General features: G+C 55.4%; 18 protein-coding genes. 11 read left to right on the forward strand and 7 right to left on the reverse strand.

The features are described 5' to 3' along the window. Positions 1-194 precede the first annotated feature (194 nt). From U738_RS10260 to U738_RS10270, 3 genes are all read left to right on the forward strand, one after another. Complete coding sequence (locus U738_RS10260; RefSeq protein ID WP_035579906.1) at positions 195-2,177, forward strand: sigma-54-dependent Fis family transcriptional regulator; 1,983 nt, start codon at positions 195-197, stop codon at positions 2,175-2,177. A gap of 279 nt (positions 2,178-2,456) precedes the next feature. Further along, positions 2,457-3,311, forward strand: a complete 855-nt coding sequence (locus U738_RS10265) for an AAA family ATPase (protein WP_035579908.1) — start codon at positions 2,457-2,459, stop codon at positions 3,309-3,311. Between the two features lie 3 nt (positions 3,312-3,314). After that, complete coding sequence (locus tag U738_RS10270) at positions 3,315-4,496, forward strand: vWA domain-containing protein (RefSeq protein WP_035579910.1); 1,182 nt, start codon at positions 3,315-3,317, stop codon at positions 4,494-4,496. A gap of 16 nt (positions 4,497-4,512) precedes the next feature. On the opposite strand, the gene U738_RS10275 is transcribed toward U738_RS10270, so the two are convergent. Both U738_RS10275 and U738_RS10280 read right to left on the reverse strand, forming a co-directional pair. After that, the gene (locus U738_RS10275; protein WP_035579912.1) at positions 4,513-5,046 is read right to left on the reverse strand and encodes a cytochrome b; all 534 of its coding nucleotides are present in this window, start codon (positions 5,044-5,046) and stop codon (positions 4,513-4,515) included. A 124-nt stretch (positions 5,047-5,170) separates the two neighbouring features. Beyond that, entirely contained in the window at positions 5,171-5,734 is a 564-nt protein-coding gene (locus U738_RS10280) for a hypothetical protein (RefSeq protein ID WP_035579914.1), read from the reverse strand. Positions 5,735-5,905: 171 nt separating this feature from the next. Here U738_RS10280 and U738_RS10285 point away from each other — a divergent pair, with 171 nt between their 5' ends. Beyond that, positions 5,906-6,295: a RidA family protein gene (locus U738_RS10285; RefSeq protein ID WP_035579916.1), complete on the forward strand. Its 390-nt coding sequence runs from the start codon at positions 5,906-5,908 to the stop codon at positions 6,293-6,295. Positions 6,296-6,356: 61 nt separating this feature from the next. On the opposite strand, the gene U738_RS10290 is transcribed toward U738_RS10285, so the two are convergent. From U738_RS10290 to U738_RS10300, 3 genes are all read right to left on the reverse strand, one after another. Continuing rightward, entirely contained in the window at positions 6,357-8,300 is a 1,944-nt protein-coding gene (locus tag U738_RS10290; RefSeq protein WP_035579918.1) for a tripartite tricarboxylate transporter permease, read from the reverse strand. Between the two features lie 80 nt (positions 8,301-8,380). After that, the gene (locus U738_RS10295; RefSeq protein WP_035579920.1) at positions 8,381-9,487 is read right to left on the reverse strand and encodes a tricarboxylate transporter; all 1,107 of its coding nucleotides are present in this window, start codon (positions 9,485-9,487) and stop codon (positions 8,381-8,383) included. A 52-nt stretch (positions 9,488-9,539) separates the two neighbouring features. Continuing rightward, a complete protein-coding gene (locus U738_RS10300) occupies positions 9,540-10,664 on the reverse strand; it encodes a 4-oxalomesaconate tautomerase (RefSeq protein ID WP_035579921.1) in 1,125 nt (374 codons plus the stop codon). 148 nt (positions 10,665-10,812) lie between these two features. On the opposite strand from U738_RS10300, the gene U738_RS10305 reads away from it, so the two are divergent. Beyond that, positions 10,813-11,718 (forward strand): LysR family transcriptional regulator, encoded by a 906-nt coding sequence (locus U738_RS10305; protein WP_172821669.1) that lies wholly within the window; start codon positions 10,813-10,815, stop codon positions 11,716-11,718. Here U738_RS10305 and U738_RS10310 read toward each other — a convergent pair. Then, the gene (locus U738_RS10310; RefSeq protein ID WP_035579923.1) at positions 11,711-13,180 is read right to left on the reverse strand and encodes a cobyric acid synthase; all 1,470 of its coding nucleotides are present in this window, start codon (positions 13,178-13,180) and stop codon (positions 11,711-11,713) included. The genes U738_RS10305 and U738_RS10310 overlap by 8 nt on opposite strands. A 202-nt stretch (positions 13,181-13,382) precedes the next feature. Here U738_RS10310 and U738_RS10315 point away from each other — a divergent pair, with 202 nt between their 5' ends. The 6 genes from U738_RS10315 to U738_RS10340 are packed head-to-tail and all read left to right on the forward strand — an operon-like array spanning position 13,383 to position 19,122. Beyond that, positions 13,383-14,405: a LacI family DNA-binding transcriptional regulator gene (locus U738_RS10315; RefSeq protein WP_035579924.1), complete on the forward strand. Its 1,023-nt coding sequence runs from the start codon at positions 13,383-13,385 to the stop codon at positions 14,403-14,405. An 11-nt stretch (positions 14,406-14,416) separates the two neighbouring features. Next, positions 14,417-15,448, forward strand: coding sequence for an ABC transporter substrate-binding protein (locus U738_RS10320; protein ID WP_035579926.1), 1,032 nt, complete (start codon positions 14,417-14,419; stop codon positions 15,446-15,448). 2 nt (positions 15,449-15,450) lie between these two features. After that, entirely contained in the window at positions 15,451-16,347 is an 897-nt protein-coding gene (locus tag U738_RS10325) for an ABC transporter permease (protein WP_035579927.1), read from the forward strand. After that, a complete protein-coding gene (locus U738_RS10330) occupies positions 16,344-17,132 on the forward strand; it encodes an ABC transporter permease (RefSeq protein WP_035579929.1) in 789 nt (262 codons plus the stop codon). The genes U738_RS10325 and U738_RS10330 overlap by 4 nt, the downstream gene beginning before the upstream one ends. Before the next feature lie 48 nt (positions 17,133-17,180). Further along, entirely contained in the window at positions 17,181-18,263 is a 1,083-nt protein-coding gene (locus U738_RS10335; RefSeq protein WP_035579930.1) for an ABC transporter ATP-binding protein, read from the forward strand. Then, positions 18,256-19,122 carry a phosphodiesterase gene (locus tag U738_RS10340; RefSeq protein WP_051912766.1) on the forward strand — a complete coding sequence of 289 codons (867 nt, stop codon included), beginning with the start codon at positions 18,256-18,258 and terminating at the stop codon, positions 19,120-19,122. Before U738_RS10335 ends, U738_RS10340 begins: the two co-directional genes overlap by 8 nt. Here U738_RS10340 and U738_RS10345 read toward each other — a convergent pair. Continuing rightward, positions 19,119-19,982, reverse strand: coding sequence for a bifunctional transcriptional activator/DNA repair enzyme AdaA (locus tag U738_RS10345; RefSeq protein ID WP_035579932.1), 864 nt, complete (start codon positions 19,980-19,982; stop codon positions 19,119-19,121). The genes U738_RS10340 and U738_RS10345 overlap by 4 nt on opposite strands. Between the last annotated feature and the right edge of the window lie 13 nt (positions 19,983-19,995).

Here is a 19,995-nt window from a genome sequence, read left to right on the forward strand (position 1 = left end):
ATCTGAAAAATATAAACAATTCTAAAAAAGCAGATATCTATTAGGCGTCGCACAAGGCGTACACCTGTCACGTTTAGTTGTAAACGGCGTTACAGGTGTAACGCACGACTAACGGCGTAATAGCGCCGCGTTGACACCCACGCCAGAGCGCATAGGCTGGAAGGACAATAACAAGCCCCACGGTGAACCACGCCATGCCTACTCAATCGCCTCTGCCTGCACGGCTGCAATCCGTCCAGCGCCAGCATATTGAGCATATTTTCCAGCTCGGCGAAGGCCTGGAAGTTCCGCAGCTACCGGCCCAGCAAACCATTCGACGCTCCTGGCTGCGCTGTCTAAACGAGTACCAACTCGATCCCACCCAGCCACGCCCAGCTCGGGTGGTGCCCCAGCAAACCCTGATTGAGCACCGGGAATCTGTCGATGAACTTTTACACGTGGCACGCGCTGGGGTTGACCAGCTCTATCAACAAATCGCCCAGCTAGGCTACGTGCTGCTACTCACCGACCACCGCGGGATAACCGTCGAGTTTCGCGGCGACCCTAACCAAGACCAGCAACTGCGCCGGGCAGGCCTCTATCTGGGTGCTGACTGGGACGAACGCTTTGCAGGCACCTGTGCAGTAGGCACCTGCCTGCATGACCGACAAGCAATCATTTGCCACCGCCAGGAGCACTTCGACGCCTCGCATATTTCGCTTACCTGCACTGCCGCGCCCATCGCCGACCCGCAAGGCAACGTCATGGCCGTGCTGGACATCTCAGCGCTGCAATCACCCACCCAGCATGAGAGCCAAAATTTTAGCCTCTCGCTGGTAACGCTCTACGCACGGATGATCGAGGACGCCTATTTTCTCCAGCGCTACCGTGACTGCCTGATGGTGCGGCTGGATACCTCACGAGAGTTTGTGCATGTAAACGGGCGCGGACTCATCGCCATTGAAGAGAACGGGCAAGTGATTGCCGCCAACGCAGTGGGTCGTGATCTGATAAGTGAACACCAGCGCCGTTGGCCACCCTGGTCAGCCCATCACACTCCCATGCTGGGAGAGCTATTCGAGTGCGAGATCGGCGATGTGCTCAGCATTAATAGCGCCACCGACGATCAACTGCGTGCTTTTCGTGCCAGGGTCGACAACACCATTTACTTTATTAGTCTGCTGGAGCCCCGCCGCCCGCGACCTGCTCAGCATGCACAATCGCTCCCCTCCAGTCTGCCTGAACCACTGGTACGCCTCGGCGCCGACGACCCCGCCATGCGCAAAGTGCAGAAGCTGGCTGAGCGGCTACGCAACGAAGCCAGCGTCAATGTGCTGATTAGCGGTGAAACCGGCACCGGCAAAGAGGTGGTTGCCCGTGCCCTACATGACAGCGGCAACCGTGCCAGGGGGCCATTTATCGCGGTCAACTGTGCCGCCATTCCCGAAGCGCTAATCGAAAGCGAGCTGTTTGGTTACGAGCCCGGTGCCTTTACCGGCGGGCGCGCCAAAGGCATGCGCGGGCTGATTCCCCAAGCCCACGGCGGCACACTGTTTTTAGATGAAATCGGCGATATGCCGCTGGCCCTGCAAACCCGCCTGCTGCGCGTACTGGCCGAGCGAGAAGTGATGCCTCTTGGGGCCAATAAGCCTGAAAAGGTTGATATTCGGGTGATTACCGCCACCCATCGCAATATCGATGCGATGATTCAGCAGGGTGAGTTCCGCGAAGATCTCTATTACCGCCTTAACGGGGCCCAACTGCGCCTTCCCGCGCTACGCGACCGCGCCGATAAGCTCTTCGTTATCCGCCGTGTTTTTGATGACATCATCCAAGAGCGGGGGTGCAGCCAATCACCGCGCCTGCGGGCCGATGCCATTAGCGCCCTGCTCGCCTACGCCTGGCCCGGTAATATCCGTCAGCTAAAGAATGCGCTGGCCTTTGCACTGGCCACCTCAGAAAACGAAGAAATCACCGTTCATGACTTACCCGAGCAGTGCCTAAGCCAACGCATCACGCGGCAGGCAACTCCCCTGCCTGCAGACGCTGGTAGCGACAGCGATCACACACTGTTGGAAATGCTCAAGGAGCAGCACTGGAACATTAGCGCCGTGGCTCGCGCTCTCGGGGTTTCAAGGCCCACGATATACCGGCAAATGCAGCGCCAGGGCATAGTGCCCCCGAATTGGCAGGGGTGATAAAAAAGCGACTTCAGGGCTTTTGATTTAGAAATAACTGCAACATATCTTGAGAACACGGTGCGAGGGCAGGTTGAAGCGAGAGTCTTTCGCCATGGATGGCGAAAGTAGCGCCCACGGATGGGTTAACAGCGCCCTCGCGGAAACCTGCACTCGGCACAGTGTTGTGCAGAATGCCAGCTATCACTACCTCTTGGCCTTGAGGGTGACCCTCACGTACACTTGTTTGAATTCGTTTATCCTTTTATAACCCCGCTTTCGACAAGCCGAGGCTCTCCCATGGCGTTTGAATCCACTTCTTCCTATATCGCAACTGATGCGCTTAAGCAGGCGGTGAATGCTGCCGTGGTGCTTGAGCGGCCGCTATTGATCAAAGGCGAGCCAGGCACCGGCAAAACCCTGCTGGCTGAAGAGTTGGCCGAGTCTCTCGATACCCAGCTGATTACCTGGCATATCAAATCCAGCACCAAGGCGGCCCAGGGTTTATACGAGTACGATGCCGTCAGCCGTCTGCGGGATTCCCAGCTAGGTGTTGAAGGTGTAGAGAACGTCGCCAACTACATCAAGCCCGGCAAGCTGTGGGAAGCCTTTACCGCTAACGAGCGCGTGGTGTTATTGATCGACGAGATCGACAAGGCCGATATCGAATTTCCCAACGACCTGCTCCAAGAGCTGGATCGTATGGAGTTTCACGTTTACGAAACTGGCGAAACCATCCGCGCCGAACAGCGCCCGATTATAATCATCACCTCAAACAACGAAAAAGAGCTGCCGGATGCGTTCCTGCGCCGCTGCTTTTTCCACTACATTGAGTTCCCTGATCGCGAGACCATGCAGGCGATTGTCGATGTTCACTTCCCGGATATCGCCCCCCGGCTGGTCAGCGAGGCCTTAGAGGTATTTTTCGAACTACGTAAAGCGCCAGGCCTGAAGAAAAAACCGTCTACGTCTGAACTAGTCGACTGGCTCAAGCTACTGATGGCTGACAATATTGCTCAAGAGGCGCTCTACAACCGCGACCCAGCCAAAGCGCTGCCGCCGATGGCGGGTGCACTGGTCAAAAACGAGCAGGACACTCAACTGCTGGAACGCCTGGCGTTTATGATCCGTCGCCAGAAAGGCACAGGCCGCTAAGCCATGTTTATCGGCCTGTTTGAGACGTTAAAGCGCGCGGGCGTTCCGGTATCGCTGCGCGAGCTGTTGGATCTTCACGCCGTGGTGGAACGCGGCGTGGTGTTCGCCGATATGGAAGCTTTCTATCAGGTGGCCCGCACGGTGATGGTCAAGGACGAACGTCACTTCGACCGCTTTGATCGCGCCTTCGCCGCTTGGTTTAAAGGCCTTGAGGACATGGACGCCGCCATTGAGGCGCTGATACCTGATGATTGGCTACGCCGGGAGTTTGAGAAGCAGCTAACGGATGAAGAGAAAGCCAAAATCGAATCCCTGGGCGGGCTTGAAGAACTCATCGAAACGTTCAAGAAACGCCTGGAGGAGCAAAAAGAGCGCCACGCGGGCGGCAACAAATGGATCGGCACCGGCGGCACTAGCCCCTTTGGCGCCTACGGCTACAATCCGGAAGGCATTCGCATTGGCCAGGATGGCTCTCGTCACCGCCGTGCCACCAAGGTCTGGGACGAGCGGCGCTTCCGTGATTACGATGATTCTCTGGAATTGGGCACCCGAAACATCAAAATGGCGCTGCGTCGCCTGCGCAAGTTTGCCCGCCAAGGGGCGTTAGATGAGTTTGACGTGGATAGCACCATCCGTGAAACCGCCAAGGACGCAGGGCTACTCAACGTGCAGATGCGCCCAGAGCGCCATAACGCGGTGAAGGTGCTGCTATTTTTGGATGTAGGCGGCTCGATGGATGACCATATTCGCGTCTGCGAAGAACTGTTCTCTGCCGCCCGCTCAGAGTTCAAGCATCTGGAGCACTACTACTTCCATAACTGCCTTTACGAAGGGGTTTGGCGTAACAACATGCGCCGGGGTAACGAGCGGATCCCGACCATGGATGTTTTGCACACCTACGGCGCGGATTACCAGGTAGTGATCGTCGGTGACGCGGCCATGTCGCCCTATGAGGTCACCCACCCCGGCGGTAGCGTCGAGCACTTTAACGACGAAGCGGGCGGCGTTTGGCTTAAGCGTTTATGCGAAACGTTTCCTCGCCTGGCGTGGCTTAACCCTATGCCGACCCGAGCCTGGGAGTACACCTACTCGACCCAATTGATCCGCGAGATCATCGATGACCGCATGTACCCCATGACCATGGAGGGTCTGGAAACCGCCATGCGCGAGCTAGCAAAGAAGTAGTCTAATTATCCGGCTATTATCTGGCCATGCGCGTCAGCACATCGTGGTGGGTCAGCTTGCGATGCAAAATGGCCATCACGATGTGCCCTACGATCAGCGCCAGCAGAGTCCAGCCCAGCTCACCGTGGAGCAAACCGCCGAGATCCGTCATCCAGGTGATCTCCTCGCCCTCAAAACCTGACATCAGATTAATTCCAAACACCTCAAGCGAACGGCCCGAACCGTACTGGCGAATAAGTGCAATCGTCGGAATCGCGATCATCAAGCCGTAGAGTGCAAGATGGCCCAGCTTTGCCATAACGCTCACCGATGGCGGGCGACGCGACGCATTGGCTAACGCCCATATCGCTCTCAGTACGACTAAGGTCAGTAGCAATACACCCACTGGGTAATGGGTTCCCCAGAAGAACTCTTCAAAGGGAGTGTCGGGAAAAAGCCAGTGCGCCGTGGCACTCGTAAACTGCCAAGCAAACAGTAGCGCCATCCCCCAATGCAACAAGCGGCTAATCGCACCGTAACGTTGACTGTTATCCATTATCGGTAATGCCATGCAGCTTCTCCCTTCTTTTAATGAGCTAGTCGTGATGCTTATTTTATCGGGGCAACACGTAAATAACATGGCAACAACGTGCAACTTAGTTGCACAAACTGGAACGCAGCGTTTCCAAGGGCTATTAAAGCGACTGCGGGAAATCGTTTAAGCCCTTCAAAAATGCCTGTTTGGCCGTTTCAAACGCCTTAGGGTCATGTTTAAAGCGACGCAGGATAAGCGCTTCATCCAACACCAGGGTAGGCGCTAATTCGCGAATACTCTTGGCAGGGTGGCGAGCGCCCAAGCCAATACGCTTTCCATCCACCCCGCCGAACCAGCGCTTAATGCCACTTTTTTGATAGAACGCTTCTTGTTCGGCGTTATCCACTTCGACACGTAGTGGGGCTTTCAAAGTAAGTTCGCTGATCAAACGCTGCGGGGCATCTGCCTGGTCAAGCGCGCAGGCGTGAGTCACCGTCATGCCCTCGCCCTCCTCGTCCAGCACTAGTAGTGCCAGCGCTTGAGGTTTACCCTGTCTATCAACAGCAGCAAACAGCCGCGCTGCTTCTTGCGGAAAAAACACACTGCAGGTGCCGGTGAATACAACCAGCGGCGTAAGACCAGCCTCTTGTCCGTAAACCTCAGCGCATAATCGCGCCAGACAGGCGTTGCGCTGGGCCTCTGCGTTAACGTGTACGACCTTCATTTGAATCATCCTCAGCGACTAAAAACCCGCAAGCCTAGAGCAAACATCACCGTTTTGACAGCGCGACGTGCCTCACCACGACGTCCATTCATTTTTACTGATACTGAACACTACTGTTAACTATCTGTCGAAGAGAACTGTAAGCGTGAACATCACTTAGAAGGAGCTAGTATGCCCACCTTTATGAATGACCCTACCATGCCCACACCAAGCTTCCCCGGTAGCCACATGGTAGTCGATGATCACTATGTGTTTATTTCAGGACTGACCGTTGGCGATCTCTCTAACGGCCACGCAACCCGGGGCGACGTTAAAGAGGAGACTCGCCTCGTGATGCGCGCACTCTCGCGCATGCTTGAAATGGAAGGCGGCAGCTTAGCGGATATAGTGCGGGTTGATATCCACCTCACGGATCTACACGCTATCCAAGACATGGACACTGTTTACGCGGAGTACTTTGAACCTGGCCGCTACCCTGCCCGCACCTGCACCGAATCCCCTAACCTCTACGGCGGAAGCAGTATTGAAATCACTGTGATGGCGAAGCGCGCAAATCATTAGTTTCTTTAAACACAAAAAGCCAATTTAATGGCTTTTTGTGTTTGTTTAGAGGCAGTCAATTTTATAACCCAGCCAACATCCCTGTGGGATAGGTAAGCGTTAACAGATTCGCCATCCCCATTAAGAAGAGTGTCACGCCAGCCGCTAAACCCACGGCAGCAACGGGCTTCATACGCGCTACCACCAGTAAGAACCCAAGGCAAAATAGCGCGGCGGCAAATAGGAAGCCGAGCACCATAACGCTTGCGATCAAGGCAAAGAAACCGGCTACCCAGAGCAACTGCTGGCTTAATGTCTGAATTTGCCACTTCATCGGTTTTATGACCGTTCTGATAATTTCCAGTACGCACGCCGCCACGATAATGGCAATCGCCAGCCTCGGCATAATGCCCCCTAGCATGGAAAGGTCAGCAAACGCCCACCACATATATCCAGCCACCGCTAACAGGCTGCCAAGCAATGCCACATCGATCACACCCAGCGACAGCGGCGCCACCTCTTCTTGAAGCGCATGTTTAGCAGAGTTCTCGGTTGGGCGGCGCTTGTGCAAGTAGCTGCGTAAAGGGGGGACAATCAGTGATGCCGCAATCAGTGCACCAATGATCAGTACCCCAGGCCGCATAAAGGCTTCTGCACCTTGAAACTGAGCGGCTTGATAGAAGTAGGCTTCTGCACCGGGAGCTAGCACAAAGCCAATCAAAAAGGCGGGGCGAGACCAGTTTGCCTGCTTAAACAGCACGCCAATTGCGCCAATAATGCCGAGTGCAAATAGATCACCCAGCGAACGCGTCGCTTGATAGGCGGCGAAGAGGATCAAGATGGTAATCAGCGGCGCTAAAATCACGAATGGCACCCGGGTTAAGCTGGCCACGGGCCTAGCTAACCCTAAACAAAGCGCCGCGCCTAAAATATTAGCCAGCGCTAATGACCAAATAATGGTGTACGTCAGATCGAGGTTCGTCTCTAACATACTGACACCGGGCTGCAGGCCAAGCAGAAGCAAACCACCTAAAAACACCGCCGCCGTACCCGAACCGGGTATCCCAAACAGTAAAGTAGGCACCATCGCCCCGCAGGCACATGCGTTATTAGCAGACTCCGGCGCAATCACGCCGCGAATATCGCCTTTACCAAACTGCGATTTGTCCTTGGCGCTCTGCACCGCGTGGCCGTAGGTGAGCCAATCCACCACCGAGCCCGCCAAGCCTGGGATAGTCCCCATCAAGCTGCCAATCCCCGCGCAGCGAGCCACTAATCCAGGCCTCCTGGCCACATCCTTTACACCCTCTTTCCAGCCTTTGCCCAATTGGCAGGGCTGTTCGGCAATCGCGCCACGCTTCACCAATAGATCAATGATTTCAGGCAGTGCGAAAATACCTAAACCTACCACCACTAACGGCAAACCGTCATAGAGGTAGTCAATTTCAAACGGCAGCCGAAACTCTCCGGTAGCTGGCGCCATGCCAATGGTGCCAACCAGTAAGCCAACGCCGCAGGCAGCAATGCCTTTAAAGACATCCTTACCAGACAAAACCGCCACCATGGAGAGCCCCAGCAGCGTCAACATAAATAGCTCTGACGATGAAAATGACAGCACAACAGGCCTGGCGATGAGAATAAAGGCCGTGAGCACCACCGCACCGAACAGGCCGCCAATCATTGACGACAGAAATGCACTAGAGAGCGCTCGTGCAGCCTGCCCTTTCTTAGCCAATGCAAAGCCATCCACCACGGTGGCCTGGGAAGCACTCGAGCCTGGTATCCCAAGCAGTACAGAGGCAAACGTATCGCCAGTGGGGATCACCGCCACTAACCCCATCAACATACCCAGGGCGACAGAAGGCTCCATACCATAGAGGAAAGGCAGCAGAAGCGACATACCGGCAATACCGCCAAGTCCAGGGATGATGCCCACAATCAGCCCAATCAGGACACCGATAACCATGTACAGCATATGGGGAACAGTAAACAACTGCCCCAAACTGGAAAATAAGACATCTATCATTGTCATGGCTCTTATGTTGTTTAGTGTAAGGGAGCCCAAAAGCACCGCTTAAGCAGTGCTTTTTTGTGTTAACTGGCGTGTTAAATACGGGCACCGTGCTGCTCTAGCAGCCACTCGACCAACCACTGTCGCGTGGCATCATCAAGTGACATGGCCTCCTGCAGATGCTGCTCGACGACCTCACCCACCACCGGCGTGTAGGGGCCAAGCTGGGCCTCCGCCGCGTCTTTAAACGCTTCTGTATCCACAAAACGCTGTGCCGCTTCGCGATACTCTTGAATGAGTTCATCTGGCGCGTCACTGGGTAGCAGGATCAACTTTTGAAGTGTGAACCCGGAGGCAAAGAACTTGCGATACGCCTCAGCGGCAGGGCCGCTAGGCGCTTCACCATGCAAGGTTTCGTAAACTTCATTGAAGGTTGGCAAGTCAGGGAAGGCAGGGTCACGCACGATCTCGCCGCTGTCGTTAAGCACACCTAGCGAAAACAGCGGCACCGCTCGGCCGCTCTCTACCAGAGGTTCTACGCTGCTGAAATAGGCAGAAGTAGTTTGAAAGTCGATATCCGCCTCGCCGCGCTCAAAGGCTAACCGCCCTTCTCCACGGCTACGCATGCCAGAGACGGCCTGTACATCAGCACCCAGCAGATCAAGCGCAATCAATACCGGCAGCTCCAGCCCTGTATGGCTTTGCACGGCAAATTTAACGCGCTGGTTGGTCACCGCGCTCAGCACCTCTTCTGCGCTATCGCCCAGGCTAGGTTGGGCATACACCACACCGCCTGTGGGGGTCGCTAAAATCGGTGTCCAATCGTCGTAGCTATAACGTACACGCCGGTCTTGCAGCATGGCGGGGTACTGGGTGGAAGCAGACGTGCCTATCCATTGGCTGCCATCTGAGTCCGCACGCATAGCGAACAGGTTACTGCCATTAATGGAGCCACCGCCGGGCACGTTATCGATGACCAGCGTAGGGTTACCTTGAATATGGTCACTCATCCAGGTAGAGAAGAAGCGTGCCCATACATCGGTTCCACCGCCTACACCAAAAGGAATGGTCCAGTGGATCGTGTCGGGCACGTTCACATCGTTCGCTTGGGCATTCACACTGATGGCGCCCAGCGTGGAACAAGCAACGACAAGTAGCGCTTTTTTGAACTTGTTAAGCGGTGTGTGCTTCGAGGTAGTCATGGCGATACTCCTGTTATTGATTATTGTCGGTTGTTAATAGTGGTAGCGTGATTCAATCAATGGTTTCGATGGCGTGATTACCCGCTGCCTTTAAAGGGGTCGCGTAGAAAATTTGCCCGCTCATAATTTTGCGGGCCGTTCGGATAAGCGACACACGTGCCAGGTCAAACGCATTCTGCTGGCGATACTCTGCCGTCAGCTCAATAGAGCCAGAAGGATGCTCCAGGACGATCTGTGATAGAAGCTGCCCAGCCGAAAGCTTTTGATGGCTGATGGCCATATCATTGGCAACAGAACCGGGTAAATTAATCGCGGCGGCAACGGCCATCGCCCCGGTGACGGCAATGGCTTTGTGGCAGCGATGAGGCACAAAATAGCGAACATTCAGCGTGCTCAATTCCGCTTCAGCTGCTGAAATCAGCACGACCTTGGGAAGAACGCTCTGACTAACATCACCCATTCCCATCCGTAGCCCCGCTGCGCGGCGCAGGTTTTCTAAACGTGTTAACAACGGCGCATTATCATCCAATTCGGCAGGCGATTCATGGCCGGTTAATCCGACCGACTCAGCGCGCAGCAGCATAATCGGGGTAGCCGCATCAATACAGCTCACCTCAACCCCTGCTATCTCATCGCATGCGTTTCCCGTGGGTAACAGCTGACCCGTTTTACTGCCCATGATGTCTAAAAAGCTAAGCTGGATACCCGCAGCACTTCCCGGAACGCCGCTAATGGTGACACTGCCTTCGTACTGCACCTGCTTCCCCGGTGTTGGGACATGGCATTCGATCAACCGCTGGGTGTTTAAGTTATGGACTTTTACCACGGTGGTACCGTCTTGCGGTTCTACCAGCCCCGTTTCTATAGCATATGGCCCTACGGCAGAGAGCATATTGCCGCAGTTAGGGTTAAAGTCGACACGCTTGTTCACTACATCCACTTGAGCAAACAGATAGTCAACATCGGCGCCAGGGTGCGATGAGCGCTCTACAATAGCCACTTTACTGGTGAGCGGGTCGCCGCCCCCAATACCATCGATCTGTAACGCGTGGCCGGAGCCCATCAAACTCAGCAAGATATCAGCCTGCTGGGCCTGATCACTGGGCAGGTCTTTCATGCGAATAAAGGGGCCTCGAGAGGTTCCGCCCCGCATAATGACACAAGGAATGCTGTTCATATCGTTCCGCCATAGTTCGCGATGACTGTATGCACGGAGAATGTCAGCCAATCTTTAATGTCTCAAATGCAAATATAGGTTGTTATAAATCCGTTTTTTGCATTAATGTGTTTTGATTATTAATCCACCTTCTTAGCGCAACAATCCTATGCTGCATAGACTCGAATTTCTTGACCTCCAGGCCTTCATTTTGGTCGCTGAATTGGGCACCTTTCATGAGGCGGCGCAGCGCTTGCATTTGTCGCAACCGGCCCTCACTCGCCGTATCCAAAAGCTGGAAGAACTCCTTGAAGTTGAACTACTTGAGAGAACCACTAGGCGTACTCGACTGACGCCTATTGGGGCCGATTTTTTGCCCCGGGCCAGGCGAATGCTTGAGGAGTACGAGTCCTCTATCTTGGGGATTCGGGAGTTGGTCACGCACCAAAAAGGAACCGTGACGATTGCCTGCTTGCCGACGGCGGCATTCTACTTTTTGCCTAGTGTCATTCGTGTGTTTAGCGAGGCTTGGCCGGGCATTCGCATCCGAATTTTGGATGTCAGCGCCAACGAGGGGCTGGAAAAAGTCATTAATGGCGAGGCAGACTTCGGTATCAACATGATCAGCGCGCAAAGCTCGGAGGTGCGATTTACCCCGCTGCTGCGCGACCCCTTTGTATTGGCACTACGCTCGGATCATCCGCTCGCCAGCAAAAAGCAGATTGAGTGGAGCGATCTAGAAGATGTGCGACTCATCACCGTGAGCCGCGATAGTGGTAACCGCACGTTGCTGGATAATGCGCTTTCGGCAGAGGGCATCCACCTCAACAGCTTTTACGAGGTTCAGCACTTGTCGACCTCTTTGGGTTTAGTAGAGTCAGGCTTAGGGGTGGCTATTTTGCCGCGTATGACCATGCCTGGCCCAGATCACGACACACTGTGCTCAAGAGATCTGCCTGAGCCACGCATTCAGCGTTCCATTGGTCTTGTACGCAGCAATACCCACAGCCTCTCCAGTACCGCTCAGTTATTTATTGATTTACTGCTGGAGCACTGGGTCAAAGAATCTACTTAACGGCTTTCATCACGCCAGCATCAATCAGCGCAATAACCGCCTCAATATCAATGTGCTCCTCCAGCATATCGGCTAAGCGATCGAGCTCGCGTTCACGGTGGGCTTGATAATCACTCTCCTCCCCATTCACGAGGCCCAGCTGTTTTAACAATGCTTGGCAGGCTTCGGGGTGGTCAAACAACCCATGCAGGTAGGTGCCGATAATTTGGCCATCTTTGCTAACGGCGCCTTCTGGACGTCCGTCTATTTCAAATAGCGGTGAACTAAGCGCTGCCCCGTCGCTTACACCGTTATGGATTTCATAGCCGGTAACGGTAGCGCCCTCCGCCACCGTTAAACCACTCACATTGCGCAGTTGCTTACCCGCCACCATGCGCGTGGTCAGGGGAAGCAGTCCTAACCCCGCTACTTTTTCAGGTTTCCCCTCCAGGCCCTCCGGGTCATCCACCCATTCGCCCAGCATTTGGAAGCCACCGCAAATACCTAGCACCGTGCCGCCATAGCGCAGATGACGCTGAATGGCGATATCCCAGCCCTGGCGTTTTAACCACGCCAGATCGCTTGCGGTACTTTTACTACCGGGCAGCATAATCACATCGGCGGCAGGAATCGGCTGGTCGGCCCGGATAAACGACAACGAGACCTGGGGATGTAACCGCAGGGGGTCAAAGTCAGTGTGATTACTGATGCGCGGTAGCGCGGGCACGATCACCTTGAGCGTCTGGCTGGCTTTTTCAGCGTGGGTTAAACCAATGCTGTCTTCGGCATCGAGTACCAGCCCCTGCAGATAAGGCAATGTTCCAAACACTGGTTTTCCAGTGCGCTCCTCCAACCATTCGAGCCCAGGATTGAGCAGTGCAATATCACCCCGAAAGCGGTTGATAATAAAACCCTTGGTGCGAGCCTGTTCGCTCTCGCTTAACAGCGCCAACGTACCTACCAGTTGGGCAAAGACACCACCGCGGTCAATATCACCCACCAGTAATACCGGGCAATCTACCGCTTCGGCAAACCCCATATTGGCGATATCGCCTTTACGCAAATTGATTTCAGCCGGGCTGCCCGCGCCTTCGGCAATAATCACATCAAAGCGGCTTTCTAACGCATGCCACGCGGCCATTACACTCTCTTTAGCGGTGCGTTTAAAAGCGTGGTAATCCAGAGCATCCATATGACCATGTACCTTGCCACGCAAAATCACCTGAGCGCCACGATCGGTTTCTGGCTTTAACAGTACCGGATTCATATCACTGTGGGGCGCTAAATAGCAGGCTTGCGCCTGTAACGCAGTGGAACGGCCAATCTCGCCGCCGTCCTCAGTCACGGCGCTATTCAGCGCCATATTCTGAGGTTTAAATGGCGCCACTGATATCCCACGCCTTGCCAGCGCGCGGCAAAGGGCTGCCACCACGGTGCTTTTACCCGCATCCGAGGTGGTGCCTTGAATCATCAGTGTGGCCATAAAGTGGTCTCGCCCAGGTGAACAAGAGCAAGACTTTAGCGGGAGGCGCTAAGTGGCGCAATGTGTTCAGTCTCCGCTCAAGCACCCTAATTCCTTTAATAATCAAAAATACTTTTTATCGCCATCAATTCGTCATATGCCATCTCTAGGCTGATACCTAATAAATGAGATCGATCTCATTGCATCTACAACAGGTATTCGCATGGCTGATTTACTTAGTGTCGCCAAACTCGCCGGGGTTTCCCGGGCAACCGCGGCGCGGGCTTTTTCAAACCCCGACTTGGTACGACCCGCTACCCGAGAACGCGTTTTTAACGCTGCACAGCAGTTGGCGTTTAGGCCGAATAAAGTCGCACAGCAGCTGCGCTCGCAAGCCACCCAGATGATTGGCGTGATGGTGCCCAGCCTTGATAACCCGGTGTTTGCCGAGCAGCTACAAGCCATGGAAGTGGCTGCCCGTGCGTCTGGTTACTCACTGATCGTGACCACCAGCGAATACTCGCCCAGCCGCGAGGGTGACATTGTTGAGGAGATGCTGCGCCAGCGCGTGGACGGCTTGGTGCTGACCGTGGCTGAAGCGGATAGCAGCGCCGTGCTAGAGAAGCTGCGTTTGGAAAAGACGCCCTGCTTACTGGTCTACAACCCACCCGGTAATAGTGGTTTCCCCTCAATCGGCGTCGATAACCGTGCCGCCAGCGCTGATGCCACGCGATATTTAATCACTCTAGGGCACCAGCGAATTGGCATGGTTGCTGGCCCGTTGCTCCAGTCAGACCGCGCCCGGCAGCGCTTTGACGGTTACTGCCACGCTATGCGCGAGGCAGGCCTGATCGCACGCCCGTTGGTTGAGATGACCCGCCATACCCAAGCTGACCTGAAAAGCCTAACACCTGCACTGCAAGGGCCAGAGGCTCTCAGCGCGGTGATCTGTACCAATGATCTGCTCGCCATCAGCCTGATGGGCGAATTACAACGCGCAGGTTTTAACGTGCCTGGCGACCTTTCTGTGATGGGCTTTGATGGCATTGCCTTAGGCAAGCACCTCTACCCATCGCTATGCACTATTGAGCAGCCTCGCGCCGACATTGGGCGCACCGCGGTTCACACCTTGTTAGCCATGATTCGGGGAGAAAAATGCACACCCGCTCCCCTGCCCCACGCATTGCGTAAGGGCGAAAGTGTCGGAATCCCGGCATCCCGCAAGTCCACGTTAAGCACTTTATAGAGGAACTTGGTATGAGTCTTAAACGCATGAACCTTAAGCGTCTTTATCAAGCGTTACTGGCCACGGCGGTTATCAGTGCGTCAGGGGTCGCTACTGCCCAGTCAAGCGACAACGCTATCTGCTACAACTGCCCGCCTGAGTGGGCGGACTGGGGCACTCAGTTGCGTTTGATCGAACAGGAGACCGGCATTCGCGTGCCGCAAGACAACAAAAACTCCGGCCAATCCTTAGCCCAATTGGTTGCCGAAGCCAGTAGCCCGGTGGCCGATGTCGTTTACTACGGGGTGACCTTCGGCATTCAAGCCATGGAAGAGGACGTAGTGACGCCCTACCAGCCCGAACACTGGGATGAGATTCCTGAAGGTCTAAAAGACCCCGAAGGCAACTGGTTTGCCATTCACTCCGGCACCCTCGGCTTTATGGTCAACGTCGACGCCTTGGATGGCGCGCCGGTGCCCACTTCCTGGGAAGATCTGCTCAAGCCCGAGTACCGCGGCATGGTGGGCTACCTTGACCCAGCCAGCGCCTTTGTCGGCTACGTCGGTGCCGTGGCGGTCAATCTAGCCATGGGTGGCGATCTTAATGACTTCACCCCGGCGATCGACTACTTCAATCAGCTCGCCGAAAACGACCCAATTGTGCCCAAGCAAACCAGCTACGCTCGAGTACTTTCTGGTGAGATCCCGATTCTTCTCGATTACGACTTCAACGCTTACCGCGCACGCCATAGCGATGGTGCCAATGTAGAGTTTGTGATTCCCGCAGAGGGCAGCGTAGTAGTGCCTTATGTTATGAGCCTGGTAAAAGATGGCCCGAACCCTGAGAACGGCCAGCAAGTGCTTGATTTCGTGCTCTCTGACCAAGGCCAAGCGGTATGGGCAGATGCTTACCTACGTCCCGTGCGCGCCAACGCCATTTCCCCTGAAGCGCGCGAAGTCTTTCTGCCCGATAGCGAGTACGCCCGTGCCGAGGCACTTGACTACCCCGCTATGGCGGCTGCTCAGCGTAGCTTCTCTGAGCGGTATCTGTCGGAGGTTCGTTAATCATGACAGCAGCATCCAAGCAGCCCTCCGGGGCTGCTTCTTACGTTAATAGCCGTCAGATAAAGGTTGGGCCCGCGCGTCGAAAAAGCCTTATAGCAATGTTCGCCTTACTGCCAGCTCTGGTGGTTTTCTGCGCCTTTTGGCTACTGCCTTTTTCGCGTCTAATCATGATGGGCGCAGAGGCTGATCCAAGCAGCGGTATTAGCGCCTACCTGACCATTCTTACCCATCGTCAGTACTTAATCAGCCTGGCCACCACCGTTTGTCTCTCGCTGGTAGTGTCACTGGTAGCGGTTGCCATTGCGGGCGTTGCCGGATTTTTTCTCGCCCGCCAGCGTTTTTTTGGCAAGTCCATACTCGTAGCTATCCTCACCTTTCCGCTGGCTTTTCCAGGTGTGGTGGTGGGCTTTTTGGTCATCATGCTGGGAGGGCGTCAAGGTGCCTTGGCGCAGACCAGCCTGTGGCTGTTTGGCGAGCGCTGGATGTTCGCTTACTCACTGGCCGGGCTATTTATTGGCTACCTCTACTTCTCCATTCCTCGCGTCATTACCACGGTGATGGCAGCCTGCGACAACCTGGATCAAAGTCTTGAAGAGGCAGCTCGCTCGTTAGGTGCTAACACCTGGCAGGTCACCAAGGATGTCATCGTACCCGGCATTGCACCCGCGCTGCTCTCAACCGGTGCCATCTGCTTTGCTACCAGCATGGGCGCCTTTGGTACGGCGTTTACCCTGGGCACGCGATTGAGCATTCTACCGCTCAATATCTACGGCGAATTCACCAACTACGCTAACTTCGCCATGGCCGCCGCGCTTTCGGTGGTGCTGGGTGTGATTACGTGGATGGCATTGAGCCTTGCCCGCAGGCTGGCAGGCGGCAACTTGGGAGCCTCCGTATGAAATCGCGTCTACGCTTTACGCTGCAATTGGGCTTCACCCTGCTGGTGTGCCTGTTCATGATCGTGCCTGTCGCAATGTCAGTCATGGCGGGGCTAACCGAGAACTACTTTGTTGGCCTGCAGAGTGGCTTAACGCTGCGCTGGGTAAATGAGGTGTGGCAGCTCTACGCCGATACCATCTGGCTGTCGATTAAACTGGCGCTCGCCTGTTTATTGATCACTATCCTGATTGGCGTACCCGCCGCCTATGGCCTGCTGCGCAGCCGTCGCCGCTGGGCCAATGCGATTGAAGAACTCCTGCTGCTGCCGGTTGCCGTGCCTGGGCTGGCCACCGCGCTTGCCCTACTGCTCGCCTATGGCAGCTACCGTGAATTTCGCGGCAGCTGGCTATTTATTCTGGTTGGCCATGTGCTGTTTACCTTGCCCTTTATGGTGCGCGCGGTGCTCTCCGTGATGCAAACCGCCAAGCTTCCCCAACTGGAAGAAGCCGCCGCCAGCTTAGGTGCCAGCTTTAGGCAACGCTTTTTCGGGGTGGTCATCCCCAACTGTATGAGCGGCATTTTGGCAGGAGCGCTGGTGGTGGTCACCCTATCGATCGGTGAATTCAACATTACCTGGATGCTGCATACCCCCTTGACCAAAACGCTACCGGTCGGTTTAGCCGACAGCTACGCCTCGATGCGACTGGAAATTGGCTCAGCCTACACGCTGATATTTCTGGTGATGGTGGTGCCCTTGCTGGTGGCGATTCAGTGGGCGGGACGACTCACCGAGCAGCGTCGCTAAGCGCCTTGCGCTTTCAAAACATTCGATTGCTTTATTTGAGAATCCGTTATGAGTTCATCTGTCAGCATTACGCTACACCAATGCAGCCGCACCTTCGCAGGCGGCAACACAGCGCTCCAGCCGCTTGATTTGCAAGTTAATGCGGGCGAAACCCTGGTACTGCTGGGCCCTTCCGGCTGCGGCAAAACCACCACCCTGCGCATTATTAGCGGCCTGGAAAGCCCCGACAAAGGCGGGCAAGTACTGTTTGGCGAGCGTGATGTCACCGCTCTGCCGATTGAGCAGCGCGACGTGGGAATGGTGTTTCAAAACTACGCGCTATTTCCCAATATGAGCGTTGCCGACAATATTGCCTACGGCTTAAAAATACAGCGTTTGCCACGTGCCGAGATCGCCCATCGGCTTGACGAAGTCATGCATATGGTCGACTTACAAGGCTTTGGTGACCGGCGCATCGACGCCCTTTCAGGTGGGCAAAAGCAGCGCGTCGCCCTCGCCCGCGCCATTGCTGTTCGCCCCAAGGTGCTGCTGTTTGATGAGCCGTTAGCAGCCCTCGACGCCAAACTGCGCGACCGCTTACGCATCGAAATTGGCCAGCTTCTACGGGAGCTAGGCACCACGGCGGTTTATGTCACCCATGATCAAGACGAGGCGATGGCCCTGGGTGACCGCATCGCGGTCATGCAAGCCGGACGCATCGCGCAGTTGGGCACCCCCCAAGAGATTTATCATCAGCCGGCTAATGCCTTTGTGGCCGATTTTATTGGTGCGGTTAACTGCCTGGACGTGATCAGCACACGCGCCGATGGAGGATTGGTCGTCCATGGAGGTGAACTCATCGCTGCCCATTTGCAGGGAGTATCCACTGTCTACTGCCGTCCAGAAGATATCCAGGTGGTTTCCGTTGACCAAGCCGATGTAAAGGGGAAAGTGGTACAAAGCATTTTCCTGGGCCAGACCCAGCGCCTGATGGTGGACACGGGCGGCGCTTCGCCGCTCCAGATTGAGGCACCCTCCCGCCAGCGCTGGCCAAACGGCACCGCGATTGGTTTGGCACTCCCCTCCAGGGTGCTTTTTCACCCAGATAAGCCCACCGCCCCTGTTAATGCCAAGGAGATGGCCAATGGCTGATCAAGGTTTCAACATTCAGAAAGCCCCGCATGCCCAGCAATGCCTTATCGCCCAGATTAGCGATCCGCATATCAAGGCGGGCGGTAAACTCTCTTACCGCCAGGTAGATACCGCTAGTGCTCTGCGCCAAGCAATTAGCACGCTCAATCAGCTAGCGCCGCGGCCCGACCTGGTGCTGATTAGCGGTGACTTGGTCGATTTTGGCCATTCTGACGAGTACGCCACCTTTAAGCAGATCCTGGCTGAATTAACGCTGCCCGTGTACGTGATTCCTGGCAATCATGATGACCGCGATCATCTGCGCGCCGCCTTTCCCGAGCACCGTTATCTGTTTCAGCACCGCGACTATCTGCAGTGGGTGATAGAGGATTATCCGGTGCGCCTAGTGGGGCTCGACTCATCAGTGCCCGGTAAGCCCCACGGTGAGTTAAGCGATGAAAGCCTGCAGTGGCTAGACACTACGCTGGCAGAGCAGCCCGAGAAACCGACTCTCGTCATGGTGCATCACCACCCTTTCGTTAGTGGCATCGACCATATGGATCGCCAGCCGCTTAAGCGACCAGACGCGCTAGCCGACGTCATTGGCAAACATGCCCAGGTCGAGCGCGTGCTCTGTGGGCATCTGCACCGTTCAATCCAGGCCCGCTTTGCTAACACTTTGGCGATTAGCTGCCCTGGGGTTTCCCATCAGGTGAGTTTGGATCTAAGCCCAGACGGCCCCTCCAGCTTTCAGCTAGAGCCCCCCGGTTACCTGCTACACCAGTGGTCGGCGACTAACGGTATGGTGACTCACCAAGGGTTTATTGAGCGCTACCCTGGCCCTTTCCCGTTTTATGATGCTAATGGGTTGATTGATTAAGTCGCTAGACTGGGAGCGGGCGATGTGTTGTCTGTGTGAGCCAGCGCCAGTTCCCAAGCTTGTACCATCTGCTTTTTCTCTAATCCCCAGCGGTAACCGCCGAGTGCGCCGCTTTGTTGAATCACCCGGTGGCAGGGGATCCATAGCGCGATGGGATTAGCCCCCACCGCATTGCCCACTGCACGGGACGATTTAGGTGCCCCTAGCGCCTGGGCAATATGGGAATAGCTGGCAAACTGCCCCTCGGGAATCGTCAGCAGCGCTCGCCAAACCGCTATTTGGAAGTTGGTGCCGGTCACGTGTAGGGACACAGCGGCGGCTCCCTCTTCGGACTGAGAGAACAGCCTCTCCACCGCGTAGCGGGTGGCCTCAGTGCTATGTTGAAAGGTGCTGCGCGGCCACTCTTTGGCCAATCTTGCCAGTAACTCCTCCGAATTAGTCGTATCGACAAACCCCATTCGGCAGATACCCCGGGGCGTTACCGCGACGAATAGGCGACCTAAAGGTGTTTCGTGAACGCCATAAGCGATCTCCACTCCTTCGCCCTGGCGCTTATACTCGCCGGGAGTGACCGCCTCTAACTGAACAAAGTGGTCGTAAAGCCGCGAGCCACCGCTCAGCCCAAGGGTATGGGCGATATCCAACAAAGAAGTGGACGAATGCATCAACTGCTTGCCGCGCTCTAAGGTGAGTGCCTGCAAAAAGCGTTTGGGACTAATCCCCGCATAGCGACAAAACAGCCGCTGGAAGTGGAAGGCACTCAAATGAACATGAGCAGCTACCGTTTCCAGGTTGGGCTGTTCCGCCGCATGAGCCACCATATAGGCCATGGCTTTTTCGATACGCTCATAGTCATTCATTGGGTAATCTCTC

The sequence above is a fragment of the Halomonas sp. TG39a genome (genome assembly GCF_000744395.1).
GTDB lineage: Bacteria > Pseudomonadota > Gammaproteobacteria > Pseudomonadales > Halomonadaceae > Vreelandella > Vreelandella ventosae_B.

Excerpts from the sequence above, each read along its gene's own strand:
- U738_RS10300 (WP_035579921.1), bottom strand. The coding sequence starts at position 10,664 with ATGAACAGCATTCCTTGTGTCATTATGCGGGGCGGAACCTCTCGAGGC.
- U738_RS10325 (WP_035579927.1), top strand. The coding sequence starts at position 15,451 with ATGACAGCAGCATCCAAGCAGCCCTCCGGGGCTGCTTCTTACGTTAAT.
- U738_RS10305 (WP_172821669.1), top strand. The coding sequence starts at position 10,813 with ATGCTGCATAGACTCGAATTTCTTGACCTCCAGGCCTTCATTTTGGTC.
- U738_RS10310 (WP_035579923.1), bottom strand. The coding sequence starts at position 13,180 with ATGGCCACACTGATGATTCAAGGCACCACCTCGGATGCGGGTAAAAGC.
- U738_RS10285 (WP_035579916.1), top strand. The coding sequence starts at position 5,906 with ATGCCCACCTTTATGAATGACCCTACCATGCCCACACCAAGCTTCCCC.
- U738_RS10335 (WP_035579930.1), top strand. The coding sequence starts at position 17,181 with ATGAGTTCATCTGTCAGCATTACGCTACACCAATGCAGCCGCACCTTC.
- U738_RS10260 (WP_035579906.1), top strand. The coding sequence starts at position 195 with ATGCCTACTCAATCGCCTCTGCCTGCACGGCTGCAATCCGTCCAGCGC.
- U738_RS10330 (WP_035579929.1), top strand. The coding sequence starts at position 16,344 with ATGAAATCGCGTCTACGCTTTACGCTGCAATTGGGCTTCACCCTGCTG.
- U738_RS10345 (WP_035579932.1), bottom strand. The coding sequence starts at position 19,982 with ATGAATGACTATGAGCGTATCGAAAAAGCCATGGCCTATATGGTGGCT.
- U738_RS10295 (WP_035579920.1), bottom strand. The coding sequence starts at position 9,487 with ATGACTACCTCGAAGCACACACCGCTTAACAAGTTCAAAAAAGCGCTA.
- U738_RS10270 (WP_035579910.1), top strand. The coding sequence starts at position 3,315 with ATGTTTATCGGCCTGTTTGAGACGTTAAAGCGCGCGGGCGTTCCGGTA.
- U738_RS10315 (WP_035579924.1), top strand. The coding sequence starts at position 13,383 with ATGGCTGATTTACTTAGTGTCGCCAAACTCGCCGGGGTTTCCCGGGCA.
- U738_RS10265 (WP_035579908.1), top strand. The coding sequence starts at position 2,457 with ATGGCGTTTGAATCCACTTCTTCCTATATCGCAACTGATGCGCTTAAG.
- U738_RS10340 (WP_051912766.1), top strand. The coding sequence starts at position 18,256 with ATGGCTGATCAAGGTTTCAACATTCAGAAAGCCCCGCATGCCCAGCAA.
- U738_RS10275 (WP_035579912.1), bottom strand. The coding sequence starts at position 5,046 with ATGGCATTACCGATAATGGATAACAGTCAACGTTACGGTGCGATTAGC.
- U738_RS10290 (WP_035579918.1), bottom strand. The coding sequence starts at position 8,300 with ATGATAGATGTCTTATTTTCCAGTTTGGGGCAGTTGTTTACTGTTCCC.
- U738_RS10320 (WP_035579926.1), top strand. The coding sequence starts at position 14,417 with ATGAGTCTTAAACGCATGAACCTTAAGCGTCTTTATCAAGCGTTACTG.
- U738_RS10280 (WP_035579914.1), bottom strand. The coding sequence starts at position 5,734 with ATGAAGGTCGTACACGTTAACGCAGAGGCCCAGCGCAACGCCTGTCTG.